The following is a 22117-nucleotide window of genomic DNA, read 5'->3' as shown; positions in this document are numbered from 1 at the left end:
CTGCGAGGAGGCGCAGCCGACGCGGCAGTCTGCCGAGTCAGCCCCAGCATCGGTGCCTGCGTTGGGAGATCGCTTCGCTCGGCTCGCGATGACGGGGGTTGAGCGCGTTCCGTTCGGCTATGGCTACTGCCGGCAGAACGGCCCGAACTGGTAGAAGCGGCGGCAGCGGAACTCGGACTCGCAGCTTTGCAACTGGGAGTCGTAGCGGTTGGCGCGCTGGGCGACCTGGCGCGCGGCCGCCTGGACCTGCGGTTTACTGCGGTAACTGCCGCGGTTATAGCCGCCCTGGCCCTCGTGATAGGCGAGGTAGAGGTGCTCGGGGTTGTTCAATGAGACCCCGGTGATGCGCTGGGTGCGTGCGTTGTACCAGCCGATAAAGTCGGTCGCGTGCTTCATGTGCGTGCGCCGTGCCATCCGGCTGCCGGCATCCTCGCGGTATTCGCCCCAGACCGGGTCCTGCGCCTGGGCATAGCCGTAGGCAGAGGAGGGCCGGCGCCACGGGATGACACCGAGCAGGCGTTCGCGATCCGGGCGCACATGGCTGCGGAACGAGGACTCCTGCTGGATGAACGACATCTGCGTGGCGATGGGCGTGCCCCATTCGCGTTCGGAGTCGCGGGCGTAGTCGTACCAGCGCGGCTGCTCGCGGAAGATCTCGCAGATATTGCTCTGATCCGACGGCGGCGATGGCGCCAGCGTCGCACAGCCCGCCGTGATTGCGGCCAGCGCCAGCAGCAGGCCCGCGCGCAGCCCATTGAGCGCCATGGCCCGCCATTCCCCCTGATATGCCTTGCCCACCCGAATCTCCCGTTCGGTTCCCCAATGGCCGGGAGTATAAAGCACCCCCAACGGGGGCCAAGGGTGCGCCGGGTGACGTGCCCGGTTTCGGAGGCTGCCCCGGCCCCTGCGGCGCCTCGCAGTGACGCGCATACAGGTTCCCCGGCCATCCAACATCCCGTCATTGCGTGCATCGCGAAGCAATCTCCCAAGGCAGTCCTCGGCGCCGGGATACCCCCAACCGACTGCCACGTCGGCTGCGCCTCCTCGCAGTGACGGGGGCGGGGGCTGTGGCAGTGGCCTGTGGGAGCGGGCTTGCCCGCGAAGCCCCTGCCCGCGTCGGACTTTGGCAAGAACCATTCGCGGGCAAGCCCGCTCCCACAAGTAAGCCCCTGCCACAAGGAGCATTGGCCCCGCCCGTGCTACGGGGCGGTGTTCCAGTCAGGGTCGAGTGGGCTCAGGGCAGGATCGACCCGCCAGGGCCCGGGTGCTTCGGGCGCGTGCGCAATCGCGCGGATGCGTGCGATGAACTCGCGTCGGGGCAGGGTGATCGCGCCGAGGTGGCGCAGGTGCTCGGTCTCCATCTGCACATCCACCAGGGGCCAGCCCCAGGCGACGAGGTGGCGGCACAGCCAGGCCAGCGCGATCTTGGAGGCGTCGCGCTCGCGCGAGAACATCGACTCGCCGCAGAACAGCCGGCCCACGGCGACGCCATAGAGCCCCCCGATCAGGCGCGGGCCGTCCCAGACCTCCACCGAATGCGCGTGCCCCGTGCGGTGCATGGCGATGTAGGCCTGTTGCATGCTCCCGGTGATCCAGGTGCCCTCGGCGTACTCGCGCGGCCCGGCGCAGGCCTCGATCACCGCCTCGAAGGCGCGATCGAAGCTGACCGTGTAGCCGCGATTGCGGATCGCCTTTTTCAGGCTGCGGTGCAGCCGGAAGTGGGCCGGTTCCAGCACCGCGCGCGGGTCCGGGGTCCACCACAGGATCGGCTGCCCGGCCTCGAACCAGGGGAACACGCCGGAGCGATAGGCATTCAGCAGCCGCGGCACGGAAAGATCGCCGCCGGCCGCGAGCAGGCCATTCGGGTCGCGCAGGGCATGCCCCGGGTCGGGGAACGGCGCCTCCGGGTGCTCCGGGTCCAGCCAGGGTAGCGTGATCTGCGGGCCGCCGGTCATGGGGTGGCGCTCCATCGGCCAGAGGGCTGGCCTCCTACAGGTTGGGTCGGGCGTGCGGGGTGATGTAGGAGCGCAGCCCTCTGCGCGATTGGGCGCGGGGATAGGCCCCATCGGCCAGGGGGCTGGCCTCCTACAGTGGGTGGTTCAGGGGCGGTCATCGTCGGGTTCGACGTGGCGGTAGGGCGAGTGTTCGTGCAGGCGTTCGCACTGGGTGCGCATCAGCTGGGCCTCGCGTTCGCAAAAGTCGCGCACGGGCTGGTCGAAGCCCTCGGTCAGGATCATGTGGGCGGAGTAGGTGGGCGTGGGCAGGAAGCCGCGCGGGATCTTGTGCTCACCCTGGGCGCCGGGCTCGAAGCGGGCCAGGCCTTCGCGGATGCAGAACGCGATGCCCTGGTAGTAGCAGGTCTCGAAGTGCAGGTCGGCCAGCTCCTCGGTGCAGCCCCAGAAGCGCCCGTACAGGGTGTCGTGGCTGCGATAGCAAAGGGCCGCGGCGATGGTCTCGTCGTCCCCCGCCTCGCCTGGGCGTCTTGCCTCGAACAGCACCACCTGGTCGCCCAGCGCCGCCGCCGTCTCCACAAAAAAGGCCTCCGACAGCGTCGGGATGCCCATGTGCTTCTCGAAAGTGTCGACGTAGAAGCGGTGGAAGCGCGCCCAGTCTTCGGGCGAACCGGTGGCCCCGGTCAGCGTGCGGAACTCGATGCCGGCCTCGGTGACGCGGCGGCGTTCGCGCTTGATGTTCTTGCGCTTTTTCGAGCTGAGCGCGGCCAGGAAGTCATCGAAGCTTCCGTAGTCCGCATTGCTCCAGTGGTACTGGCAGCCCATGCGTTCGGCCAGCCCCATCTCGCGGGTCACGTCGAGGTCGTCCGCATTCGGGAACAGGATGTTCACGCCCGAGGCGTTCAGTTCGCGCCCGCGGGTCACCAGGGCGCGCACGAGCAGGGTGCGCAGGTGATCAAAGTCCGGCGCCTCCGGGTGCACCAGCAGGCGCGGCCCGGTGGCCGGGGTGTAGGGTACGGAGACGACCAGCTTGGGGTAGTAGTTGAGCCCGTGGCGGCTCCACGCGCTCTCCCAGGCGAAGTCGAACACGAACTCGCCGTAGTTGTTGGTTTTGGCGTAGGCCGGCGCGGCCGCGACCAGCTCGTCTTCGCGGAAGATCAGCACATGCTGCGGAAACCACCCGAACTGCCGCCCCAGGCAGCCGTGGCGCTCCAGGCCCTCCAGGAAGGCATGGCGCAGGAACGGCTCGGTGCCGCCGGTCAGGGCATCCCAGGCGGCCGGGTCCACGTCGCCCAGGCCGTCGCGCAGCTCGATGCGCTCGGCCGGATCTTCCGGCGAGGCCGTCCGGGTGTCGCCCTCGGCGCTCACGACTCAGCCGTTCTCTTCGAGGTACTTCTCCGCGTCCAGTGCGGCCATGCAGCCGGTGCCGGCGGAGGTGACCGCCTGGCGGTAGACATGGTCCATCACGTCGCCGGCGGCGAACACGCCCGGTACGGAGGTCGCGGTGGCGTTGCCTTCCAGGCCGCTTTGCACCTTGATGTAGCCACCCTCCATGTCCAGCTGGCCCTGGAAGATGTCGGTGTTCGGCTTGTGGCCGATCGCGATGAACACGCCCATCAGCTCGACGTCCTTCGTATCGCCGCTTTGCGCGTGCTTGATGCGCATGCCGGTCACGCCGGAGTCGTCGCCGAGGATCTCGTCCAGGGTGTGGTTCCACTCGATGGTGACGTTGCCGTTCTTTTCCTTCTCGAACAGCTTGTCCTGCAGGATCTTCTCTGCCCGCAGCGCATCGCGGCGGTGCACCAGCACGACCTCGGAGGCGATGTTGGACAGGTACAGGGCCTCTTCGACCGCGGTGTTGCCGCCGCCGATCACCGCGACCTTCTGGTTGCGGTAGAAGAAGCCGTCGCAGGTGGCGCAGGCGGAGACGCCCTTGCCGGCAAAGGTGGTCTCGGACTCCAGCCCCAGATACTGTGCGGAGGCGCCGGTGCAGATGATCAGCGCATCGCAGGTGTACTCGCCGGAATCGCCGACCAGGCGATAGGGCTTGTCCTTCAGGTGCACCGTGTGGATGTGATCAAAGATCACTTCCGTATCAAAGCGTTCTGCATGCTTTTGCATGCGCTGCATAAGCTCCGGACCCTGCACGCCGTCGTTGTCGCCCGGCCAGTTGTCCACGTCGGTGGTGGTCATCAGCTGGCCGCCTTGCTCCAGGCCCGTGATCACGACCGGGTTCAGGTTGGCGCGCGCGGCGTAGACGGCCGCGGTCCAGCCGGCGGGGCCGGAGCCCAGGATCAGCAGCGGGCAGTGGCGCGGCTGCTTCTCGTCGTCCTTCTTTGTCTTGGGCGCGGTCTCGCCGCCACTGGAGAGCGATACGGCACCCGCGGCCGCCTGAACGGCCCCGGTGGCAACGGCGGCCTTGGGCGCGTCCTTCTTCTCGGCCTTCTTGCTCTTCTTGTCGGATGGGTCCTTGGCGTCGCTCATGCGGTACTCCCTGTCGATTCGATGAATACGGCTGGCGCGGCCGGTCGTCCCGGCCGCGCGGAATCTGGTTCGATAAGGCGGGGATTATTGGTACCCGGCGGGGCTTTGTCCAACACCGCCACCCCGCGCGAGGGTCCACCCGGATTCGGCCTTGAGAAGACCCATCGACGGATACCGATTCGGTAATCGCGGGCCATAAAACATTTTCATGTTCGAGTTTGCTGATGATTGGCCCGAGCGATCACAACAAGGCCGATTTATCCACCACCGGGCGAACGCGCAAAGAATGGCGACAGAGTGCCGGGTTGGCGTTTTTATCCACAGCTTGCCCACGGGTTGTCCGCGGGGTTATTCGGGTGGGAGACACAAGATATTGTGTCTATGCACTTCCGGATCCCCGATCTATAGTACTTCACGTCCATTACCCACAGTTACGCGTGAGGCCGCCACCATGTACAGCGACACCCAGACCGCCGAAGCCCAAGAGGGCATCCAGTACCCGCCGCAAGCCGAGCCGTCGGCCGAGGTCCTGGCCACCAGCCCGGGCCAGCACCAGGTGATCCGCCGCAATGGCAAGGTCACCGGCTTCGACGCCTCGAAGATCGAGGTCGCGGTCACCAAGGCCTTCCTCGCGGTGGAGGGCGGCAATGCCGCGGCCAGCCGTCGCATCCACGACATCTCCAAGGAGGTCGCCGGGCAGGTGGTGGACAGCCTGTTCCGTCGCGCCGGCACCCAGGGCATGACGGTGCACATCGAGGATATTCAGGACCAGGTGGAACTGGCCCTGATGCGTGGCGGCCACCACAAGGTCGCGCGGGCCTATGTGATCTACCGCGAACAGCAGGCGCAAAAGCGCGCCGCCGAGGCCGCCGAGCAGGGCCTGGACGAGCAGGAGATTGCCCCGGCCCTGAACGTGACCCGCGCCGACGGCACCCAGGCCCCGCTGGACGAGGAGCGCCTGCAGGCGGTCGTCGCCGAGGCCTGTGACGGCATCGAGCAAGTCGATGGCGAGAAGATCCTGACCGAGGCGCGTCGCAACCTGTTCGACGGCGTCGCCGAGAAGGACGTCTCCACCGCGCTGGTGATGGCCGCCCGCGTGATGATCGAGAAAGAGCCGAACTACTCCGAGGTTACCGCGCGCCTGCTGATGGACGCGCTGCGCCGCGAGGCCCTGAGCTTCGTGCACGGCCGCCCGGAAGAGGCCACCCAGGCCCAGCTGGCCGAGCGCTACGCCGAGTACTTCGGCGCCTACATCAAGCGCGCCGCTGACCTGGAGCTGGTCGACAGCGAGCTGACCCGGTACAACCTCGACAAGCTGGGCGCGGCGATCAAGCCCGAGCGTGACCTGCAGTTCACCTACCTGGGCCTGCAGACCCTGTACGACCGCTACTTCATCCATTCTGACGGCACCCGCTTCGAGCTGCCGCAGGCGTTCTTCATGCGCGTGGCGATGGGCCTGGCGATCAACGAGATCGACCGCGAGGCGCGCGCGATCGAGTTCTACAACCTGCTGAGCTCGTTCGACTTCATGAGCTCCACGCCGACGCTGTTCAACTCCGGCACCCTGCGCCCGCAGCTCTCCAGCTGCTACCTGACCAGCGTGCCGGACGACCTGGACGGCATCTACAGCGCCATCCGCGACAACGCGCTGCTGTCCAAGTTTGCCGGTGGCCTGGGCAACGACTGGACCCGCGTGCGCGGCATGGGCGCCCATATCAAGGGCACCAACGGCAAGTCGCAGGGCGTGGTCCCGTTCCTGAAGGTCGCCAACGACACCGCGGTGGCGGTGAACCAGGGCGGCAAGCGCAAGGGTGCCGTGTGCGCCTACCTCGAGACCTGGCACATCGATGTCGAGGAGTTCATCGAGCTGCGCAAGAACACCGGCGACGACCGCCGCCGCACCCACGACATGAACAGCGCCAACTGGATCCCGGACCTGTTCATGAAGCGCGTGGCCGAGGACGGCGACTGGACCCTGTTCTCCCCGAACGAGACCCCGGACCTGCACGACCTGGTCGGCGCCGAGTTCGAGAAGCGCTACTGCGAATACGAAGAGAAGGCCGCGCGCGGCGAGCTGCGCGTGCACAAGACCATGAAGGCCGTGGACCTGTGGCGGAAGATGCTCGGCATGCTGTTCGAGACCGGCCATCCGTGGATGACCTTCAAGGACCCGTGCAACCTGCGCAGCCCGCAGCAACACACCGGCGTGGTCCACAGCTCGAACCTGTGCACCGAGATCACCCTGAACACCTCGGATGACGAGATCGCGGTGTGCAACCTGGGCTCGATCAACCTGGCCGCGCACGTGAACGAGGCCGGCGAGCTGGATCACGCGAAGCTCGAGCAGACCGTGAACACCGCCATGCGCATGCTCGACAACGTGATCGACTACAACTACTACTCCGTGCCGCAGGCGCGGCGCTCCAACCTGCGCCACCGCCCGGTGGGGCTGGGGGTCATGGGCTTCCAGGACGCGCTGTACAAGCTGCGCGTGCCGTATGCCTCCGAGGCGGCGGTGGAGTTTGCCGACACCTCCATGGAGGCGGTGTCCTACTACGCCATCAAGGCCTCGACCGATCTGGCCGAGGAACGCGGGCGCTACGAGAGCTTCCCCGGCAGCCTTTGGAGCCAGGGCATCCTGCCGATCGACTCGATCGACAAGCTGGCCGAGACCCGCGGCGACTACTTGCAGATGGACACCACCCAGCGCCTGGAGTGGGACAAGCTGCGCAAGCGGGTGAAGAAGGTCGGCATGCGCAACTCCAACACCATGGCGATCGCGCCGACCGCCACCATCTCCAACATCTGCGGGGTCAGCCAGTCGATCGAGCCGACCTACCAGAACCTGTTCGTCAAATCGAACCTGTCCGGCGAGTTCACCGTGATCAACCCGTACCTGGTGCGCGACCTGAAAGACCGCGAGCTGTGGGACGAGGTGATGGTCAACGACCTCAAGTACTACGACGGCTCCGTGCAGCCGCTGGACCGCGTGCCGGAGGACATCAAGGCCCTGTACGCCACCGCGTTCGAGCTGGACACCCGCTGGCTGGTCGAGGCCGCCTCGCGCCGGCAGAAGTGGATCGACCAGGCGCAGAGCCTGAATCTCTACATGGCCGAGCCCTCCGGGCCCAAGCTGGACGCCCTGTACAAGCTCGCCTGGGTGCGCGGCCTGAAGACGACCTACTACCTGCGCTCCATGGGCGCGACCCACGTGGAAAAGAGCACCGTGGCCGACTCCTCGCGCGCCAACAAGCTGAACGCCGTCTCCGGCGGCCAGCAGGCGGCCGAGCCCGAGGCGCCCAAGGCGTGCTCCATCCTCGACCCGGACTGCGAGGCCTGCCAGTAAGGCGGCCCCGCCCCCGGGCACCGAATACGCACCAAGCACCGATCACAACGCACTGAACAAAAGGCCCAGCCACCGCGCCGGGCCGCCACCGAAAAGAAGAGGGGACACTATGCTTTCCTGGGACGATCCGATCGCAGCCATCAAAGGCGAAGGCCAGAAAGAACCCGCCGTCCGCCCCGGCATGGGCTTTCAGGAGAACGAAGCGCTGATGAGCACCGCCGGCGCCGCGCCCAGCGTCTCGCCGGAGCCGGAAAACGCCGGCCAGCCGCTGGCCGAGCCGAACGAAGACGCCCTGACCGGCACCGGTCTCGAAGACCTCGAGATGGGTGCCGAGCGCATCCGCGTGGATGACAAGAAGATCATCAACTGCCACGCGGACCTCAACCAGCTCGTGCCCTTCAAGTACAAGTGGGCCTGGCAGAAGTACCTGGACGGCTGCGCCAACCACTGGATGCCGCAGGAAATCAACATGAACGCGGACATCGCCCTGTGGAAGGACCCGAATGGTCTGACCGAGGACGAGCGCACCATCGTCAAGCGCAACCTGGGCTTCTTCTCCACCGCCGACTCGCTGGTGGCGAACAACCTGGTGCTGGCCGTGTACCGCCACATCACCAACCCCGAGTGCCGCCAGTACCTGCTGCGCCAGGCCTTCGAAGAGGCGCTGCACACCCACGCCTACCAGTACTGCGTGGAATCCCTGGGTTTGGACGAGGGCGAGATCTTCAACATGTACCGCGAGGTGCCCTCCGTGGCCACCAAGGCCGAGTGGGCGCTGCCGTTCACCAAGCACCTGGCGGACCCGAACTTCCGCACCGGCACCCCGGAGGCGGACCAGAAGCTGCTGCGCGAACTGATCGCCTTCTACGTCGTGTTCGAGGGCATCTTCTTCTACGTCGGCTTCGTGCAGATCCTCTCCATGGGCCGGCGCAACAAGATGACGGGTGTGGCCGAGCAGTTCCAGTACATCCTGCGCGACGAATCCATGCACATGAACTTCGGCATCGACGTGATCAACCAGATCAAGCTCGAAAACCCGCACCTGTGGACCGAAGACTTCAAGAACGAGATGCGCACCCTGATCTCGGACGCCGTCGAGCTGGAGGCGCAGTACGCGCGCGACACCATGCCCCGCGGCGTGCTCGGCATGAACGCCCAGATGTTCGAGGAATACCTGCACTTCATCGCCAACCGCCGCTGCGCCCAGATCGGCCTGGCCGAGCTGTACCCGGGGGCCGACAACCCGTTCCCGTGGATGAGCGAGGTGCTCGACCTGAAGAAGGAGAAGAACTTCTTTGAGACGCGGGTTACTGAGTATCAGACGGGTGGGGCGTTGAGCTGGGATTGAGGCGGCGAAGCCGAGATCCAGTGAAGCGGAGCCAGGGAAATGGCCGTGCAGCAACAGAAGAGGGCGCCGCAAGACGGCGCCTTTTTTGCCCTAGCTTCGGACATGAGAGGCAAAAGGCAAGGCCTGACCCCGGTGCCGCAGCTTGATCGTTAGGCGTCAAGAGTAGGGCCTTGGCTAGCAGGCAGGGGAAGCGATGTTCAATTTATTGATGTTTAACGCGGATTGGTCGTCTGGCAGGGTCACCGTTCCGAGCGGTCGAGTGTTCGAGTATACCGACGGTCAAATCGCCGCCCAGTTCCGGGACAGCGACAACAATCTACTGCTGGACCGTCTTGCTTCCTTACCATGCCTTTTCTGCGAGGAAGGAACAGAAGACGAGACGGCTTACGTAGGACAGATCAATAGAGCACGGGCTTCCGGAGGGGATTTGTTGCTCGAAATCAGTCTCGATGCTGAGGTGCCCCCCCTCCAGAATAAGATACTCTATGAGAACCGCGCCGAGCTTGACATGCCACATGATTTCGAGTTCTCGAGAAATCATTGGGCTTTGAAAGACGTAGATCTATACCGCTTTCTGCTCCGCCATATTCGTCCTCGCCGTCAACGTCCGACTGTGTTCCAGATCCCGGAACACGAGAGAATTGAGCCGACTCTTGCCTCGGTGATGATGCCCTTCGACGCGGAGTTCACTGGCGTGTATGACAGTATTCGTCAGGCCGCCGAGGGCGCAGGGCTTCGATGCAGGCGGGCTGACGACATCTGGGAAAATGCGGCCATTATCCAGGATGTGGTATCCCTTATTGATCGTTCCCGGATTGTTATTTGTGATTGCACCGGCAGAAATCCAAATGTGTTTTACGAGGCCGGGATTGCGCACACGCTCGGGCGTGATGTGATACTGATCACGCAAAACAAGCATGACATTCCGTTTGACCTTAGGCATCTTCGTTATGTGCCATATCTCAATAATGCTGAAGGGCGCGCCTCGCTCGCGCAGGCATTGCAGTCAAGGATGCAGACCTTGCTTGGGCACTAGTGCTTGACGCTCGATAGCCGAACAAGCGCCGAGTCGCACTTCAAGTGCAACAAAACGCTTCGTCAAAGGAAGAGCCGAAGGATTAAGAGCCTAACCAGTGCGTGGAGCCGACAGCGAAGACGCTGCGGCTCACGCTAGTCGTTATGGGTCGGGATGCATATGAGTAAGCGGCAGTTTGTCGGTCTTTTGAAGTTCTTTCGAAATGAAGACTATCTGGATCAGCTAATTGGTGGGCTGGTTTATTGCAATACGCCGGAAGAATACAGGCTCTCGGGGCTGGAAGGTGTCGGTGACCCTCACGAGTCCTGTGTTCATGCATTTCGTGAGGCTCGTGGAGACGACGAAGTCGTATTGAAGGTGAATGGAAAGAAGTTGGAGGGGTTAACGGCCGTTACTGTCCACATGGGTGGTAGAAAAGACATGTGGCTGCACTGCTGGACAGCGTTTGATGTACCTCAAGATGATGCCGAATTAAAGCGACTGACTGACAACTTGAATCGCATCCGAGAAGAGTTCGGGAACGATTACGTATTTCTTCCGAGAAACAAGGTCCGAACGTTCAGGGAAAGGATTGAGGGTCTTCAGGACGGCGCGTTTGATTATGGCCGGGTGACATACTCAGAAGAACATCATGACTGGTCTGTTGGGTGCAAATCTTCCTCGTATTCATATCAACGCGAGTACAGATTTGGATTTGGGGAGTGCAAGCATACCTCGACCGAACCACTGAAACTGGTCTACGAGCCGGGATTTGACGATCTACTCATGAAAAATGCTGCGTTGAGAATTACCGATAAGCGGAACGGCGCTATTTGGTTTCATCTAGATAGAGAGGAGTGTTATTGCCAGCCAGACTCATAACTAGGCGCTTGAGGCGCCGGGAAGAAGAGGACACCCATAAAAAGGAGGTAGAGGACACCCATGATTTCTTGACGGTCTCACAGAAGAAGAGGACACCCATGATGTCTTGACGGTCTGACGCGGGCTGTCTAGGTTTGTGGGGAGTGCATGGACCAGGGAGGGTCCGGAGATGACGCGAGCCAGGAAGGAGCTCGTCTCGGTCGAGACGACGCCGTATTACCACTGTATTTGTCGCTGTGTTCGCCGCGCGTTCCTGTGTGGCGAGGATTCCTATTCGGGCAAGAATTACGAGCACCGGCGGGGCTGGGTGCTGGAGCGCCTGCGCGAGTTGCAGGGCGTGTTCGCGGTGGACGTGTGCGCGTACGCGGTGATGTCGAACCACTATCACCTAGTGGTGCGGCTGGACTTGGATCGGGCGGCGGCATGGAGCGAAGGCGAGGTGATGGAGCGCTGGGAGCGGCTGTTCTCGTTGCCGGTGTTGGTAGCCCGCTATCGGGAGGGGCAGACGAAGACGGTGGCGGAGCGCGAGCGGGCGCAGCTGCAGATTGCCGAGTGGCGGGGTCGGCTGCAGGACCTGTCCTGGTTCATGCGCAGCCTGAACGAACACCTGGCGCGGCGGGCGAATGCGGAGGATGGCTGCAAGGGCCGCTTCTGGGAAGGCCGCTACAAGAGCCAGGCGCTGCTGGACGACGCGGCCGTGCTGACCTGCATGAGCTACGTGGATCTGAACCCGGTGCGCGCCGGGATGGCGGATACGCCCGAGGCCTCCGATTTCACCTCGATCCAGCAGCGTAATCGGGCGCTGGCCCGGAAGGGCCATGAGCATGAAAGTCCGGCGTGTGAGGGGGACGAGCCTCGCCTGACTGTATTGGGCCGGGAAGGCGATGATCCGCATGCCAATGCGGTGGCCTTTACCACGGAGGACTACCTGGAACTGGTGGACTGGACCGGGCGTGCGATCCGCGAGGACAAGCGCGGGGCCATCCCGGAATCCATTCCGCCGATCCTCGACCGTCTGCGGATCGATCCGGTGCATTTCCTGCGGCATGTCGGAGGGGGGCAGAGGTCGTACCATGTAGCGGCCCTGGGCCACGTGGAGCGTTTTCGCGAGGCGGTGAAACAGCTCGGCCGTCGAAGCATCAAGGGTGTGGGGATATCGGGCCGGATGTTTCTGGCGCCAGCCGACTGTCGTTGAACCAGCGCGGTTTCAGGGGAGGCGCGGATGGTGACGGTGTTCAGGAGTGGACCCTACCGCTTCTACTGGTTCAGCCATTAGCCGGACGAGCCGCCGTATGTGCATGTGGACCGCGGAAAGTGCTCGGCCAAGTTCTGGTTGCGCCGTGTGGCACTGGCGCGGAATATGGGGTTTCCGGCGCACGAATTGCGGCGGATTCGGGAGGTTGTCGAGGGTCGGCAGCCGGAGCGGTTGGAGGCTTGGAATGAGTTCTTTGGCCACGAACGCGGATGAGCGGGTTGCGTCGGTGGATTTCACCGAGCATGACCTGGTGGTTGGCCTGATGGATGGCCGTCGAATCTCGGTTCCGCTCGAGTGGTACTCACGCCTTGCGCACGCAACGCCCGCGCAGTTACGGATCTGGAAGATCTCCGCCGGCGGCTACGGGATTCACTGGCCAGAGCTCGACGAGGACCTGAGCACCGAAGGGCTGTTGCGGGGCGCACCTGCTCCCGCTCGTTAAAGCTTTTTAAACCTGAGGACGACTTTCACGGCTTTTCGTCACTGCGCGAGGACGCGCCCCCGGATCGATCACGGGGCTGGCTGAGAGAAGGAGTTGTGGGCTCGGGTTCTGTCCCTGGATTAATAGGCCTGATCGGACTCGGGCCAATAGTAGTGATAAGCGACGCAAGGAGGCGCGCATGGTTTTACTGATTTTGTATATCCCCGCAGTGCTGGTCGCACTGGGAATCCTGTTTATGGCCAGGCGGGCCGCACTGGGGCCTCGGGTGCGGTACGCCCTCGCAACGCTGATTCTGCCCGTTGTCGTGCTCTTTGCAGGCTGGGCTATCGCCGGTGGCGACCCGTCGATGGGGCTGGCGCTGACGGTCTTGTTTCTGGGGTTTGTGGTCGTTCCCGCCGGTTTTGGTCGGATGTTCCTGCGGCGATACCCGTCCGTATCGCCAACGCAGGAGATGAATGTGAACCCGAAGCGGGACCCTTCGGTGACCGACGTGGCGGGGCAGGAGTCTGATGGCGCTGGGCACGAGTCCGATTCGGGGCATGGAAACGATGTGGCCCCGGGACAGGATGGTCGGGCGCGGGCGATGCGGCTTGCCTTCATGGTGCATACGCCCGGAGCGATGTTGCTGGGACTCGGCTTGGCAGAACGACTCGGAAACTCGGATCCGATCCTGCCGTGGTTCGAAAACGGCTGGGTGGTCGATGGCATGTTGCTTTTGGGGGTGGTGCTGATCGCGATCTCCACGCGGATAATTCTCGCCACGGTGTTCGGCCCGTCCTCCAAGGCGCGAGATTCGGGGAGCCTGGGCCGCCGGAACCCACGCCTCTGATTCGTTGCGAAGGCACAAAGACGATCTCGATCCGCTCCGGGGTGAAACCCGTGAAGAGCTTAGTGCCGGTGGGTTGCCCCGAGGTGCGACCGATCCCGCTCGCTTAACTGATATCAACGGCATATCCTGACCCCGCTCAGCCGGCGATGCGGGCTCCCGGGAACGGAAAGGAGGGCGGGATGGATATCGATCTGGGGGCAGCCTTCATAAACGGGGCTCTGCAATTCTGGTGGGCCTGGATGCTTGCGGCGCTGGTTGCAGTTGCTCGGTTCCCGAAGGTGAAGGGCTGGCTTGGCGAGCTGTGGGTTCGTCTGATTCTGGCGGTTGGCCTGGACGGCAAGTCGGGCCGCGTGGTTCACGACGTTATGCTTCAGACCGCGGACGGGACCACGCAGATCGATCATGTGCTGGTGTCGCGGTTCGGGGTGTTCGTCATCGAGACGAAGAATATGCGGGGCTGGATCTTCGGGAGTGAGCGTCAGGCCCAGTGGACACAGAAGATCTACCGCCGGTCGTTCCGTTTCCAGAATCCATTGCGCCAGAACTATCGCCATGAACGCGCGGTAGCCGAGGCGCTGGGGGTAGACCCGGAGCAGATTCACTCGGTAGTGGTTTTCGTCGGTGGCAGCACCTTTAAGACACGGATGCCGGACAACGTGATTCATGGCCTGGGGCTGGTGAGCTACATCCGCTCATTCCAGGATGAGGTGTGGAGCGAAGACGAGGTCCACGCCATGCTCGCAACGCTGGAGAATTGCGGACTCGAGCGTTCGCGGCAGACGCGCAGGGCACACGTGGAGGGTTTGCGTGAGCGACACGCGGCGCCGGTTACCCCGGACTGCCCGAAATGCGGCAGTACCATGGTGCGGCGCAAGGCGCGCAAGGGAACCCGGGTCGGCCAGGAGTTCTGGGGCTGTTCGCAATACCCGGCGTGTCGCGAGACAAGGGCCTTGCAGTAGAGCCAAGCGGGGACGGTTGATCGGAGCCCCGGCTGGGAACGAAAAGCGGACACCCGGTACTTCCTGGCCGTGTCAGTACGGCACGTGCCCCCATTCGTCCCGTGCGCGCAGCAGTGTGGGGTCGAAACGGCAGCCGATGCGCCGGTCCACCTGGTCCATGTGGGCTGACAGAAGAAGAGGCCACCCATGAGTCGTTGCCATGGTGCGGCGCAAGGCGCGCAAGGGAACCCGGGTCGGCCAGGAGTTCTGGGGCTGTTCGCAATACCCGGCGTGTCGCGAGACAAGGGCCTTGCAGTAGAGCCAAGCGGGGACGGTTGATCGGAGCCCCGGCTGGGAACGAAAAGCGGACACCCGGTACTTCCTGGCCGTGTCAGTACGGCACGTGCCCCCATTCGTCCCGTGCGCGCAGCAGTGTGGGGTCGAAACGGCAGCCGATGCGCCGGTCCACCTGGTCCATGTGGGCTGACAGAAGAAGAGGACACCCATGAGTCGTTGCGGCAAACTCGGGCGCATTCCTTGTCCTTCGAGGGTTCCATGGCCCGAACATTGTTGCTGATCGTTCTCTTTGGCACGTCGGCGGTATGGGCGGAGTCGCCGGAGCCGATGGTCCCCGCTGACTATTATGATTTCGTGTTCACGAGCGACCCTCGGCTTTCGCCGGATGCTACCCGCGTCGCCTTCGTGCGTAGTCACGTGGACGATGAACGCCGCAATCGGGAATCAAACATCTGGGTGGTGCCGGCCGATGGCTCGGAATCGGCACGGCAGTTCACCCAGGGTGATTCCGATCGGCGTCCCCGTTTTTCTCCCGATGGGCGGCAAATGGCCTTTCTGAGGACCGTCGACGAGGACGCCCAGATCCATCTGATGCCTGTTGACGGTGGTGAAGCCCATGCCATCACCGAGATTCAACAGGGCAGTATCTCGGAGTTTGCCTGGCGGCCCGATGGTCAGCACCTGGTCGTCACCCTGACCATCGACCCGGCCGTCGAAGATCCTGCGCAGCAAGAGCAGGGGGATGACGCACCGCAGGCGGATGTGAAGGTCTACTCGCGCGCGCTCAGCCGTCGTGAGTCACAGGGTTGGCTGGATGAGAGCCGCCGCAGCTTGTGGTTGCTGGATTCGGCAAGCGGCGAGCTCGAGCGTCTGGCAGGAGACCCTGAGTGGAACTACAACAACCCGACGGTTTCACCGGATGGCCGCTTCCTGGCGTTCAATGCCGATCGCAGCGGCGGCGAGTACGACGGCAGCTTCAATCAGGACATCTACCTTCTCGACCTTGAAAACCGTGAGGAACGCAAGCTGGCCGCGCCCGACGGGCGTGCCACCGACCCACTGTTCTCGCCCGACGGGCGCCAGGTCGCCTTCCTCTATCAGTCCGACCGCTTTCGTCCCGTGGAACTGCACCGCATCGGGATCGGCAACGACGACCACAAGGTACTGCACGATGGCATGGAGTTCTCCGTCACGCAGGCCTGGTGGCCCGAGGGGTTCGATCGTCCCCTGGTATGGGCGGACTTCCGCGGCAGCCGCCCACTGATGCGCTTGGAAGCCGATGGTGACAGCGAGGTGGTCCTCGGTGACGAAGCCGCTCTCGGCGATATCGACTTTGCCGCCGACGGCGGGTCTCTGGCCCTGCTGGTCGAAGACGAGACCCGGATGCCGGAGGTGCACGTCGCCGACAGCGACGGGGTCGAGTCGCGCCGCCTGACGGGGTTCAACGACGCCCTGCTGGAGTCGCGTTACCGGGCCGAGCTGGAACGCTTCAGCTACGAGGTCGAGGACGGCCGTACGGTCGATGCGTTCCTGCTGCGGCCCAAAGGATTCGACGCCGGCGATGACTGGCCACTGGTACTGAACATTCGTGGCGGCCCGGCGCATATGTGGGGTCATCGCTGGTTCCACGAGTTTCAGATGATCGCGGGCGCGGGCTACGCGATGCTGTTCACCAACTATCGGGGGTCGACCGGCTATGGCCACGAGTTCCAGGCCTCGGTGTACCAGGACTACGGTGGAGTCGACTATCGCGACAACATGCGGGCCCTGGACGCGGCGCTGGAGCGCTTCGACTGGATCGACGAGGAGCGCCTGTTTCTGACCGGCGGCAGCCATGGCGGCTTCCTGACCAACTGGATCACGACGCAGACCGATCGCTTCCGCGCGGCGGTCACCCAGCGCAGTGTCTCCAACTGGATCTCCGAGGCTGGCACTCAGGACTACGTGCCGGCACGGATGAATGCCGAGTTTGGCGGCACGATCTGGGCGAACTACGACTACTACTGGGGACGTTCACCGCTCAAGTACGCCGACCAGGTGAATACGCCGACGCTGATCATCCATTCTAGCGATGACCGGATCACACCGATCGGACAGGGCCAGGAGTGGTTCTACGCGCTGCTCAACAACGACGTGGAGACCGAGCTGGCCGTATTCGATGGCGAAGGCCACAACCTGTCCCGGGACGGCACCCCGGTGAATCTGGTCAAGCGCCTGGAACTCATCCTCGAGTGGTTTAAGCGCCATGAACCGTGATCCGCAGTGCCAGGTATTGATTGCGGGAGAGAATAGGACACCCATGGAGAGAAGAGGACACCCATAATTTTCCCTGCACGGTTAAAGCGCTGGGTGAGTCAGTCCCCGCCATGGGTCATGTTACGGAACGCAAACACGGCGCTGGCGATGATCACCGCGATGGCGAGGCCGTAGTAGAGCGTTTCCAGAGATGCGCCAACCTCTACTGCCTGCTCCAGGAAAAGCACCACCAGAATCACGATCGCGACCTGAATGATCGTGACTTTGAGGTCATGGAAATGCCGGATCTCCAACACGGAGAGCAAGCTGCTTTTTCCGCGGGAATCCGGGTTGATGAACAGCCGGAACAAGCCGACCGCGATGATCTGGAAGGTCACGGCGATCAGCAGCATGTCGAGGACCTTGAGGAACCTCACCGCCAGGCTCTTGCCCTCATCGACCGTGCTGGGCACCTGCTGGACAAAATCGACCAAGATATTGAACACAATGAATACGTTGGCGGCATACAGCAGGAGAGCCGCAATGGTGCTGACCACGACCGTCACCAGTACCAGCAGCCGGCTGCTGGTGAACATTCTTTCCATCATTCGTGCATGCCTCCATGGGCGATTGGTGGTGCACCGGAGAATCGACTTTCAGGCAGACCGAAGGATATTGATCTATTCAGCGCGGTCCAGTTTGTTCCGGACGATGGCGCCGCCCTTCATGATCAGGTGCAGGTGGTCGTCGGGTGCATCCAGCCAGTCCAGCCCGGCCGCCGGGTCGGCATCGACCACGAGCAGGTCGGCCAGGGCCCCTTCGGCGATCACGCCGAGGCGGCCGGGGTAGGGGGCGCGGTCGCCGGACAGGGCGAGCAGTTGGCCGGCCGCGCCGGTGGCCATGTGCAGGGCCTCCAGCGGGGGCATGAAGCGGGTCAGCTTGGCCAGCTGGCGGCCCTGGCTGGCGGCGCCCTCGGGGCTGAACAGGATGTCGGTCCCGAAGGCCATGGGCACGCCATACTGGCGGCCCAGTTCGAAGGCTTGCTCGGTGCCCGCGCTCACCTGGAGCTGTTTGGCCCGGGAGACGGGGTCCGTTTTCGGGTTGGCGTCCTCGTCGTCCAGGAAGGGCTGGATGCTCCACCACACGTTGGCGTCCGCCATCATGCGCACCGTCTCCTCGTCGGCCAGCTGGCCGTGCTCGATGGAGCGCACCCCGGCGCGGATTGCGCGCTGGATGCCCTGCGGCGTGTAGACATGGGCGCACACGTAGGTGCCCCAGTCGGCAGCGGCGCGCACGGCGGCATGCATCTCCTCTTCCAGGTACTGAGCGGTGTCCAGCGGGTCGTACAGGCTGGAGACGCCGCCCCCGGCCATGATCTTGATCTGGCTGGCGCCTTGCATCAGCTGTTCCCGGGTGCGCCGCAGCACCTCGTCCACGCCGTCCGCAATCGCGGCGACGCCGCTGCTCTCGATGTAACTCGGCGGGGTGCCGGGCATGCGCGGCAATTCGTGGCGCTGGCGAAAATCGCCGTGCCCGGAGGTCTGGGAGATCATCGCGCCGCAGGGGAAGATGCGCGGGCCGGCCACCGCGCCGCGGTCGATGGCCATCTTCAGGCCAAAGGCCGGGCCGCCGAGATCGCGCACGGTGGTGAAGCCGCGCATCAGGGTCGCGCCGGCCTCGCGCCCGGCCATCAGGTGCAGGAAGCCGATGTCCGCGGTCATGGCGGTCATCTGGCTGACCCCGACCAGCGTGCTGTGCCAGTGGGCGTCGATCAGGCCGGGGATGACCGCGCGCCCGCCGCAGTCGATTGCGCGCGCACCGGTTGGGCCCTCGCCGCGCCGGGGCAGCGCGGCGATGCGGCCGTCCTCGATCAGGATGTCCACGTCCTCGCGCAGCGAGAGGGTCTCGCCGTCGAACAGCCGCAGGTGGGTGAGCAGCAGCGGCTGCCCGGGCGCGCCGGCCTTGAGCTCGCGCGGGGCGAGGCCGAAGCCCGCGAACATGCCCAGTACGGCGGCGACACCGCCGAGGAACTGGCGCCGGTTCAGGTCGGCCTCGATGCGCCGGAAGGCTGCCTGGGTGTGGGCCGCGCCACAATGGCAGGGGTTGATGCCGGCGTTCGCGCCGTGCGGTGCACAACAGGCCATGCCCATGATGGTGTGGCTCCTGGTGACGGCACCTGGCGGCTGGACTCGGCGCACGCTGCCGGGTAGTGCGGGATGTGCCCCGGTGCCTTGCGGGTACATGAATCCCGGGCGCCGCCGATTGCGGGCGACGGCCGGGGGCATGCTTGCAGCATACCCCTGTTTGGGCGTTCGTCTACTGGCGGGACCGGGCTATTGGTGAACGTGCGCGGGGGGTGAAGGACGGACCGCCTGCGCGAAGAAAAGGAAGAAAAGAGGACAGCCGTGATTTCGTCTCGATATGAGCTCGCGAGGCCCAATAACGGGGCGTCGTTGCTTGAGCATTGTCGGCAAGCCGTCTAGCGTCACAGGGAAGGCCGAAAGACCGCCCGGGATACCGGGAAGGAGTGACCTCATGGCCAGCGATAACATCCCGACCGTGGACTGGCAGGACGGACGGAACGCGGGACGGGTGAAATTCCAGGTGATGCACGAGGAGCCGGTGGTTTTGATGATGCCAGCGGGTATGGACTGGTCGGTGGATGGCAGCGAATTTGGGTGCAAGACGGACCCGGACAGCGGAATGCAGCGCGGCTGCGAGGGTGGAGGCCTGGTGCGGAAGTTGGCCGAGCTCAACGACATGCCCAAGCTGAACGACATTGCGGACGCCTGCGAGTACGCGAGTTGTCGCGTCGATATCGACCCCGCCGGCGCGCGCATCATCTTCCACGACTGACCCGTCCGGTAACGCATCGCTGCGACCGCATGGCCTTGCTGACTGCGGAGAGGGGCGGATGATCTTTGTGTTCGAGATCCATCTCCGGCCCGGCTGTACCGCCGAGGAGTATGCGGATGCCTGGGTGCGGGCCAGCCGGATCATCCAGCAGGCCCCAGGTGCTCGTGGCACCCGATTGCACCGGAAGATTGGCGATCCGCACGTACTGCTGGCCATCGCGCACTGGGACTCGAAGGACCAGCGCGATGCGATGGAGGCGGACCAGCCGGACCACGTGCGCCGCATCATTGCAGAGCAGGCGGCTTGCGTGGATGTGCGGGTCATCGGCGAGTTCGAGGACGCCGAATGGTGCGTCGACCCACCCGCAATGGATGACACGAGTATCTGCTGAGTCTTCGGCCTCAGGGAGGTCCCGTGCCACCAAAACCGCCCTGTCCCCGCTGTTCTGTCGAAGAAGGTGAGTGACCGTGTGGGCCCTTCGGCGGCGGGTTGTCTGACGCTTGCGTACGAGCTTCCTCCTCGGCCTCGCCTTCGGTCTGGGGCAGCGCCCGCGGGTCGAGATGGTGGATCACCGGGGTGGTGCGGGTGAGGGTGCGGAAGGGCTCTCGGGCCTCGGCCGTGTCGCGCCTGAGCAGCAATGCGATCAGTGCGACCAGCGCGCCGATGGTGGCCATGTAGGCCAGCAGCCCGGGCCCGCCCAGCAAGGCGATGGCCCACCCGCCGAGGATCGGGCCCGCGACGGCCCCCAGGCCCCAGAGGAAGAGCAGGGCCGCGGTCACTGCCACGAAGTCGTTGGGCTGGAGGACATCGTTGGCGTGGGAGACGGCCAGCGGGTAAAGGGTGAACGCGAGCCCGCCGAACACCCCTGTAAGTGTGAGTATGGCCCAGAGCGGGACAGCGCCGATGGTGGCGACGAGCGCGAGCGATATCAGTGCCACGCCACCACCGACCACGATCATCAGCGTCCGGCGGCCGAAGCGATCCGAGAAGTAGCCGATCGGCCACTGGAGCACCACTCCACCGAGAATCAGGCTGGTCATGACCAGCGATACCCCAGCGATGTCGAGGCCCATGCGCAGGGCGAAGACTGGCGTCAGCGTGAAGGCGGCGCCGCTGACCAGTCCGGCGGCGACGCAGACCGTTGCCGCCAGGGGCGAGGCGGTCACCACCTGGCGCAACTTCATGCGCTTGTGGCCAGGGGTGTCCTGCGGCATCCCTGTGCGTGTCAGGGCCACTGGCACCAGGCAGAGGGCAAACAGTGCCGCCACGACCATGAAGAGTTCGGTGCTGACGGGTTCGTAGAGGTTGAGCAGGGGCTGGCCGGCGGCCAGCCCCAGGTAGGCGAGAAACTGGTAGACCGAAAAGACTCGACCGCGCGTTCGGTTCTCCGTGCGGGCATGGAGCCAGCTTTCGACCACCAGGTAGGCGCCTGCGAGACAGAACCCGATCACCACGCGCAGAGCGAACCAGGCCCAGACGTCAACATGGAGGCCCAGGAGGAGGATCGCGACGGTGGCGATCGCCGCGAAGATCGCGAAGGCGCGGATGTGGCCGGTGCGCCGTATTACCCAGTCGCCCTGCTGGGCTCCGATGACCAGCCCGATGTAGTAGGCGGACATGATGAGCCCCTTGAGCTGGGGGTCGATGGCTTCGAGGCTCAGGCGTGTGCTGACTAGCGTCCCCATGAGGCCGCTGCCCATCACCAGGATGGTGACGGAGGCGAGCAGGGCGACGATGGGGATGAGCAGGCGGGCCAACGCGTCGGGTCTCGATGGGCGGGCGATACAGGCAGTTTGTGCCAGCCCCGGGCCGGCCGACAAGCCGAGCCAGGCCGGGGAACCACCTAGGGTAGGGGGCAACTAGAATTTCTTGATGTTACGAGCCGGGCGGGTGCAGGGCGTACTCAATGGGCGGTCAGTATCGTTGTGATGGTGCCAGGACGACCTTGTTGCGGCCATGACGCTTGGCGGTGCTCATGGCATCGTCGGCCCGGGTCAGCAGCGTGTCCAGCGCTTCCGGGCTCTCTGGGATCTGGCTCGCGATGCCGATCGAGACGGTCAGGGGGACAGGGGGGTGCCCCGAGCCGTCGTCGGGGAGGGGCTCGCGTTCGAAGCGCGAGCGCAGCTGTTCGGCATCTCAGGGACCCGTGCCGTGCCGGAAGAAGGGGACACCCATGTTTTGTTTCGTTTCCGCTGCGCGGCACGGTGCTGTTTCCGATTTCCGCTGGGCCGTACGCGG

The 22117-nt window shown here is 64.4% G+C and carries 20 protein-coding genes and 1 pseudogene; 13 read left to right on the top strand and 8 right to left on the bottom strand.

Going from position 1 to position 22117, the window contains the following annotated elements; all coding sequences use genetic code 11:
- Positions 1-123: 123 nt before the first annotated feature.
- From F791_RS0111075 to trxB, 4 genes are all read right to left on the bottom strand, one after another.
- Positions 124-798 (bottom strand): hypothetical protein, encoded by a 675-nt coding sequence (locus F791_RS0111075; protein ID WP_018137609.1) that lies wholly within the window; start codon positions 796-798, stop codon positions 124-126.
- Between the two features lie 401 nt (positions 799-1199).
- Complete coding sequence (aat, locus tag F791_RS0111070; protein ID WP_019592605.1) at positions 1200-1955, bottom strand: leucyl/phenylalanyl-tRNA--protein transferase; 756 nt, start codon at positions 1953-1955, stop codon at positions 1200-1202.
- A 144-nt stretch (positions 1956-2099) separates the two neighbouring features.
- Entirely contained in the window at positions 2100-3320 is a 1221-nt protein-coding gene (locus tag F791_RS0111065) for a GNAT family N-acetyltransferase (RefSeq protein WP_019592604.1), read from the bottom strand.
- Positions 3321-3323: 3 nt separating this feature from the next.
- Complete coding sequence (gene trxB / locus F791_RS0111060) at positions 3324-4436, bottom strand: thioredoxin-disulfide reductase (protein WP_019592603.1); 1113 nt, start codon at positions 4434-4436, stop codon at positions 3324-3326.
- Positions 4437-4887: 451 nt separating this feature from the next.
- On the opposite strand from trxB, the gene F791_RS0111055 reads away from it, so the two are divergent.
- The 11 genes and pseudogenes from F791_RS0111055 (at position 4888) to F791_RS0111020 (ending at position 17044) form a co-directional block, all read left to right on the top strand.
- Positions 4888-7782, top strand: a complete 2895-nt coding sequence (locus tag F791_RS0111055) for a ribonucleoside-diphosphate reductase subunit alpha (protein WP_019592602.1) — start codon at positions 4888-4890, stop codon at positions 7780-7782.
- Positions 7783-7891: 109 nt separating this feature from the next.
- Positions 7892-9130, top strand: a complete 1239-nt coding sequence (locus F791_RS0111050; protein WP_018137604.1) for a ribonucleotide-diphosphate reductase subunit beta — start codon at positions 7892-7894, stop codon at positions 9128-9130.
- 193 nt (positions 9131-9323) lie between these two features.
- Positions 9324-10166, top strand: coding sequence for a hypothetical protein (locus tag F791_RS0111045; protein WP_019592601.1), 843 nt, complete (start codon positions 9324-9326; stop codon positions 10164-10166).
- 159 nt (positions 10167-10325) lie between these two features.
- Positions 10326-11027, top strand: a complete 702-nt coding sequence (locus F791_RS13715) for a hypothetical protein (RefSeq protein WP_156000537.1) — start codon at positions 10326-10328, stop codon at positions 11025-11027.
- Between the two features lie 169 nt (positions 11028-11196).
- Entirely contained in the window at positions 11197-12222 is a 1026-nt protein-coding gene (locus F791_RS0111040) for a transposase (RefSeq protein ID WP_019592600.1), read from the top strand.
- 99 nt (positions 12223-12321) lie between these two features.
- The gene (locus F791_RS13840; protein WP_369771628.1) at positions 12322-12495 is read left to right on the top strand and encodes a DUF4160 domain-containing protein; all 174 of its coding nucleotides are present in this window, start codon (positions 12322-12324) and stop codon (positions 12493-12495) included.
- Positions 12467-12724: a DUF2442 domain-containing protein gene (locus F791_RS0111035; RefSeq protein WP_019592599.1), complete on the top strand. Its 258-nt coding sequence runs from the start codon at positions 12467-12469 to the stop codon at positions 12722-12724. Before F791_RS13840 ends, F791_RS0111035 begins: the two co-directional genes overlap by 29 nt.
- Before the next feature lie 178 nt (positions 12725-12902).
- On the top strand, positions 12903-13553 hold the full coding sequence (locus tag F791_RS0111030) for a hypothetical protein (RefSeq protein ID WP_018994881.1): 651 nt from the start codon (positions 12903-12905) through the stop codon (positions 13551-13553).
- A 179-nt stretch (positions 13554-13732) separates the two neighbouring features.
- The gene (locus F791_RS0111025) at positions 13733-14512 is read left to right on the top strand and encodes a nuclease-related domain-containing protein (protein WP_018994882.1); all 780 of its coding nucleotides are present in this window, start codon (positions 13733-13735) and stop codon (positions 14510-14512) included.
- Positions 14513-14711: 199 nt separating this feature from the next.
- Positions 14712-14810: pseudogene (locus F791_RS13710) on the top strand (topoisomerase DNA-binding C4 zinc finger domain-containing protein); the annotation flags it as partial.
- 236 nt (positions 14811-15046) lie between these two features.
- On the top strand, positions 15047-17044 hold the full coding sequence (locus F791_RS0111020; protein WP_026333030.1) for a S9 family peptidase: 1998 nt from the start codon (positions 15047-15049) through the stop codon (positions 17042-17044).
- Positions 17045-17142: 98 nt separating this feature from the next.
- On the opposite strand, the gene F791_RS0111015 is transcribed toward F791_RS0111020, so the two are convergent.
- On the bottom strand, positions 17143-17619 hold the full coding sequence (locus F791_RS0111015) for a YqhA family protein (protein ID WP_018649441.1): 477 nt from the start codon (positions 17617-17619) through the stop codon (positions 17143-17145).
- An 84-nt stretch (positions 17620-17703) separates the two neighbouring features.
- Positions 17704-19173: an amidohydrolase family protein gene (locus tag F791_RS0111010; protein WP_019592597.1), complete on the bottom strand. Its 1470-nt coding sequence runs from the start codon at positions 19171-19173 to the stop codon at positions 17704-17706.
- A 385-nt stretch (positions 19174-19558) separates the two neighbouring features.
- Here F791_RS0111010 and F791_RS0111005 point away from each other — a divergent pair, with 385 nt between their 5' ends.
- Together F791_RS0111005 and F791_RS0111000 are read left to right on the top strand one after the other, a co-directional pair.
- Complete coding sequence (locus tag F791_RS0111005; protein ID WP_019592596.1) at positions 19559-19879, top strand: hypothetical protein; 321 nt, start codon at positions 19559-19561, stop codon at positions 19877-19879.
- Between the two features lie 58 nt (positions 19880-19937).
- Positions 19938-20270: an antibiotic biosynthesis monooxygenase gene (locus F791_RS0111000; protein WP_018137811.1), complete on the top strand. Its 333-nt coding sequence runs from the start codon at positions 19938-19940 to the stop codon at positions 20268-20270.
- Between the two features lie 10 nt (positions 20271-20280).
- Here the strand turns inward: F791_RS0111000 and F791_RS0110995 are convergent, their stop codons facing one another.
- Positions 20281-21636, bottom strand: a complete 1356-nt coding sequence (locus F791_RS0110995; RefSeq protein WP_018994888.1) for an MFS transporter — start codon at positions 21634-21636, stop codon at positions 20281-20283.
- Positions 21637-21793: 157 nt separating this feature from the next.
- Complete coding sequence (locus F791_RS13835) at positions 21794-21940, bottom strand: diguanylate cyclase domain-containing protein (RefSeq protein WP_255349512.1); 147 nt, start codon at positions 21938-21940, stop codon at positions 21794-21796.
- Positions 21941-22117: the final 177 nt, after the last annotated feature.

Origin of the sequence: Thioalkalivibrio sp. ALRh (assembly GCF_000381425.1) — a bacterium.
In the GTDB taxonomy this organism is placed as follows: domain Bacteria; phylum Pseudomonadota; class Gammaproteobacteria; order Ectothiorhodospirales; family Ectothiorhodospiraceae; genus Thioalkalivibrio.
The sequence above is the reverse complement of the archived record's forward strand: the minus strand, read 5'-3'. Positions and strand labels throughout refer to the sequence as shown.

Bases quoted from the DNA above. Each gene is read 5' to 3' on its own strand.
- F791_RS0111030 (WP_018994881.1), top strand. From the start codon at position 12,903: ATGGTTTTACTGATTTTGTATATCCCCGCAGTGCTGGTCGCACTGGGA.
- aat (WP_019592605.1), bottom strand. From the start codon at position 1,955: ATGACCGGCGGCCCGCAGATCACGCTACCCTGGCTGGACCCGGAGCAC.
- F791_RS13715 (WP_156000537.1), top strand. From the start codon at position 10,326: ATGAGTAAGCGGCAGTTTGTCGGTCTTTTGAAGTTCTTTCGAAATGAA.
- F791_RS0111010 (WP_019592597.1), bottom strand. From the start codon at position 19,173: ATGGGCATGGCCTGTTGTGCACCGCACGGCGCGAACGCCGGCATCAAC.
- F791_RS0111045 (WP_019592601.1), top strand. From the start codon at position 9,324: ATGTTCAATTTATTGATGTTTAACGCGGATTGGTCGTCTGGCAGGGTC.
- F791_RS0111050 (WP_018137604.1), top strand. From the start codon at position 7,892: ATGCTTTCCTGGGACGATCCGATCGCAGCCATCAAAGGCGAAGGCCAG.
- F791_RS0111015 (WP_018649441.1), bottom strand. From the start codon at position 17,619: ATGTTCACCAGCAGCCGGCTGCTGGTACTGGTGACGGTCGTGGTCAGC.
- F791_RS0111020 (WP_026333030.1), top strand. From the start codon at position 15,047: ATGGCCCGAACATTGTTGCTGATCGTTCTCTTTGGCACGTCGGCGGTA.
- F791_RS0111005 (WP_019592596.1), top strand. From the start codon at position 19,559: ATGGCCAGCGATAACATCCCGACCGTGGACTGGCAGGACGGACGGAAC.
- trxB (WP_019592603.1), bottom strand. From the start codon at position 4,436: ATGAGCGACGCCAAGGACCCATCCGACAAGAAGAGCAAGAAGGCCGAG.
- F791_RS0111040 (WP_019592600.1), top strand. From the start codon at position 11,197: ATGACGCGAGCCAGGAAGGAGCTCGTCTCGGTCGAGACGACGCCGTAT.
- F791_RS0111000 (WP_018137811.1), top strand. From the start codon at position 19,938: ATGATCTTTGTGTTCGAGATCCATCTCCGGCCCGGCTGTACCGCCGAG.
- F791_RS0111025 (WP_018994882.1), top strand. From the start codon at position 13,733: ATGGATATCGATCTGGGGGCAGCCTTCATAAACGGGGCTCTGCAATTC.
- F791_RS0111055 (WP_019592602.1), top strand. From the start codon at position 4,888: ATGTACAGCGACACCCAGACCGCCGAAGCCCAAGAGGGCATCCAGTAC.
- F791_RS0111035 (WP_019592599.1), top strand. From the start codon at position 12,467: ATGAGTTCTTTGGCCACGAACGCGGATGAGCGGGTTGCGTCGGTGGAT.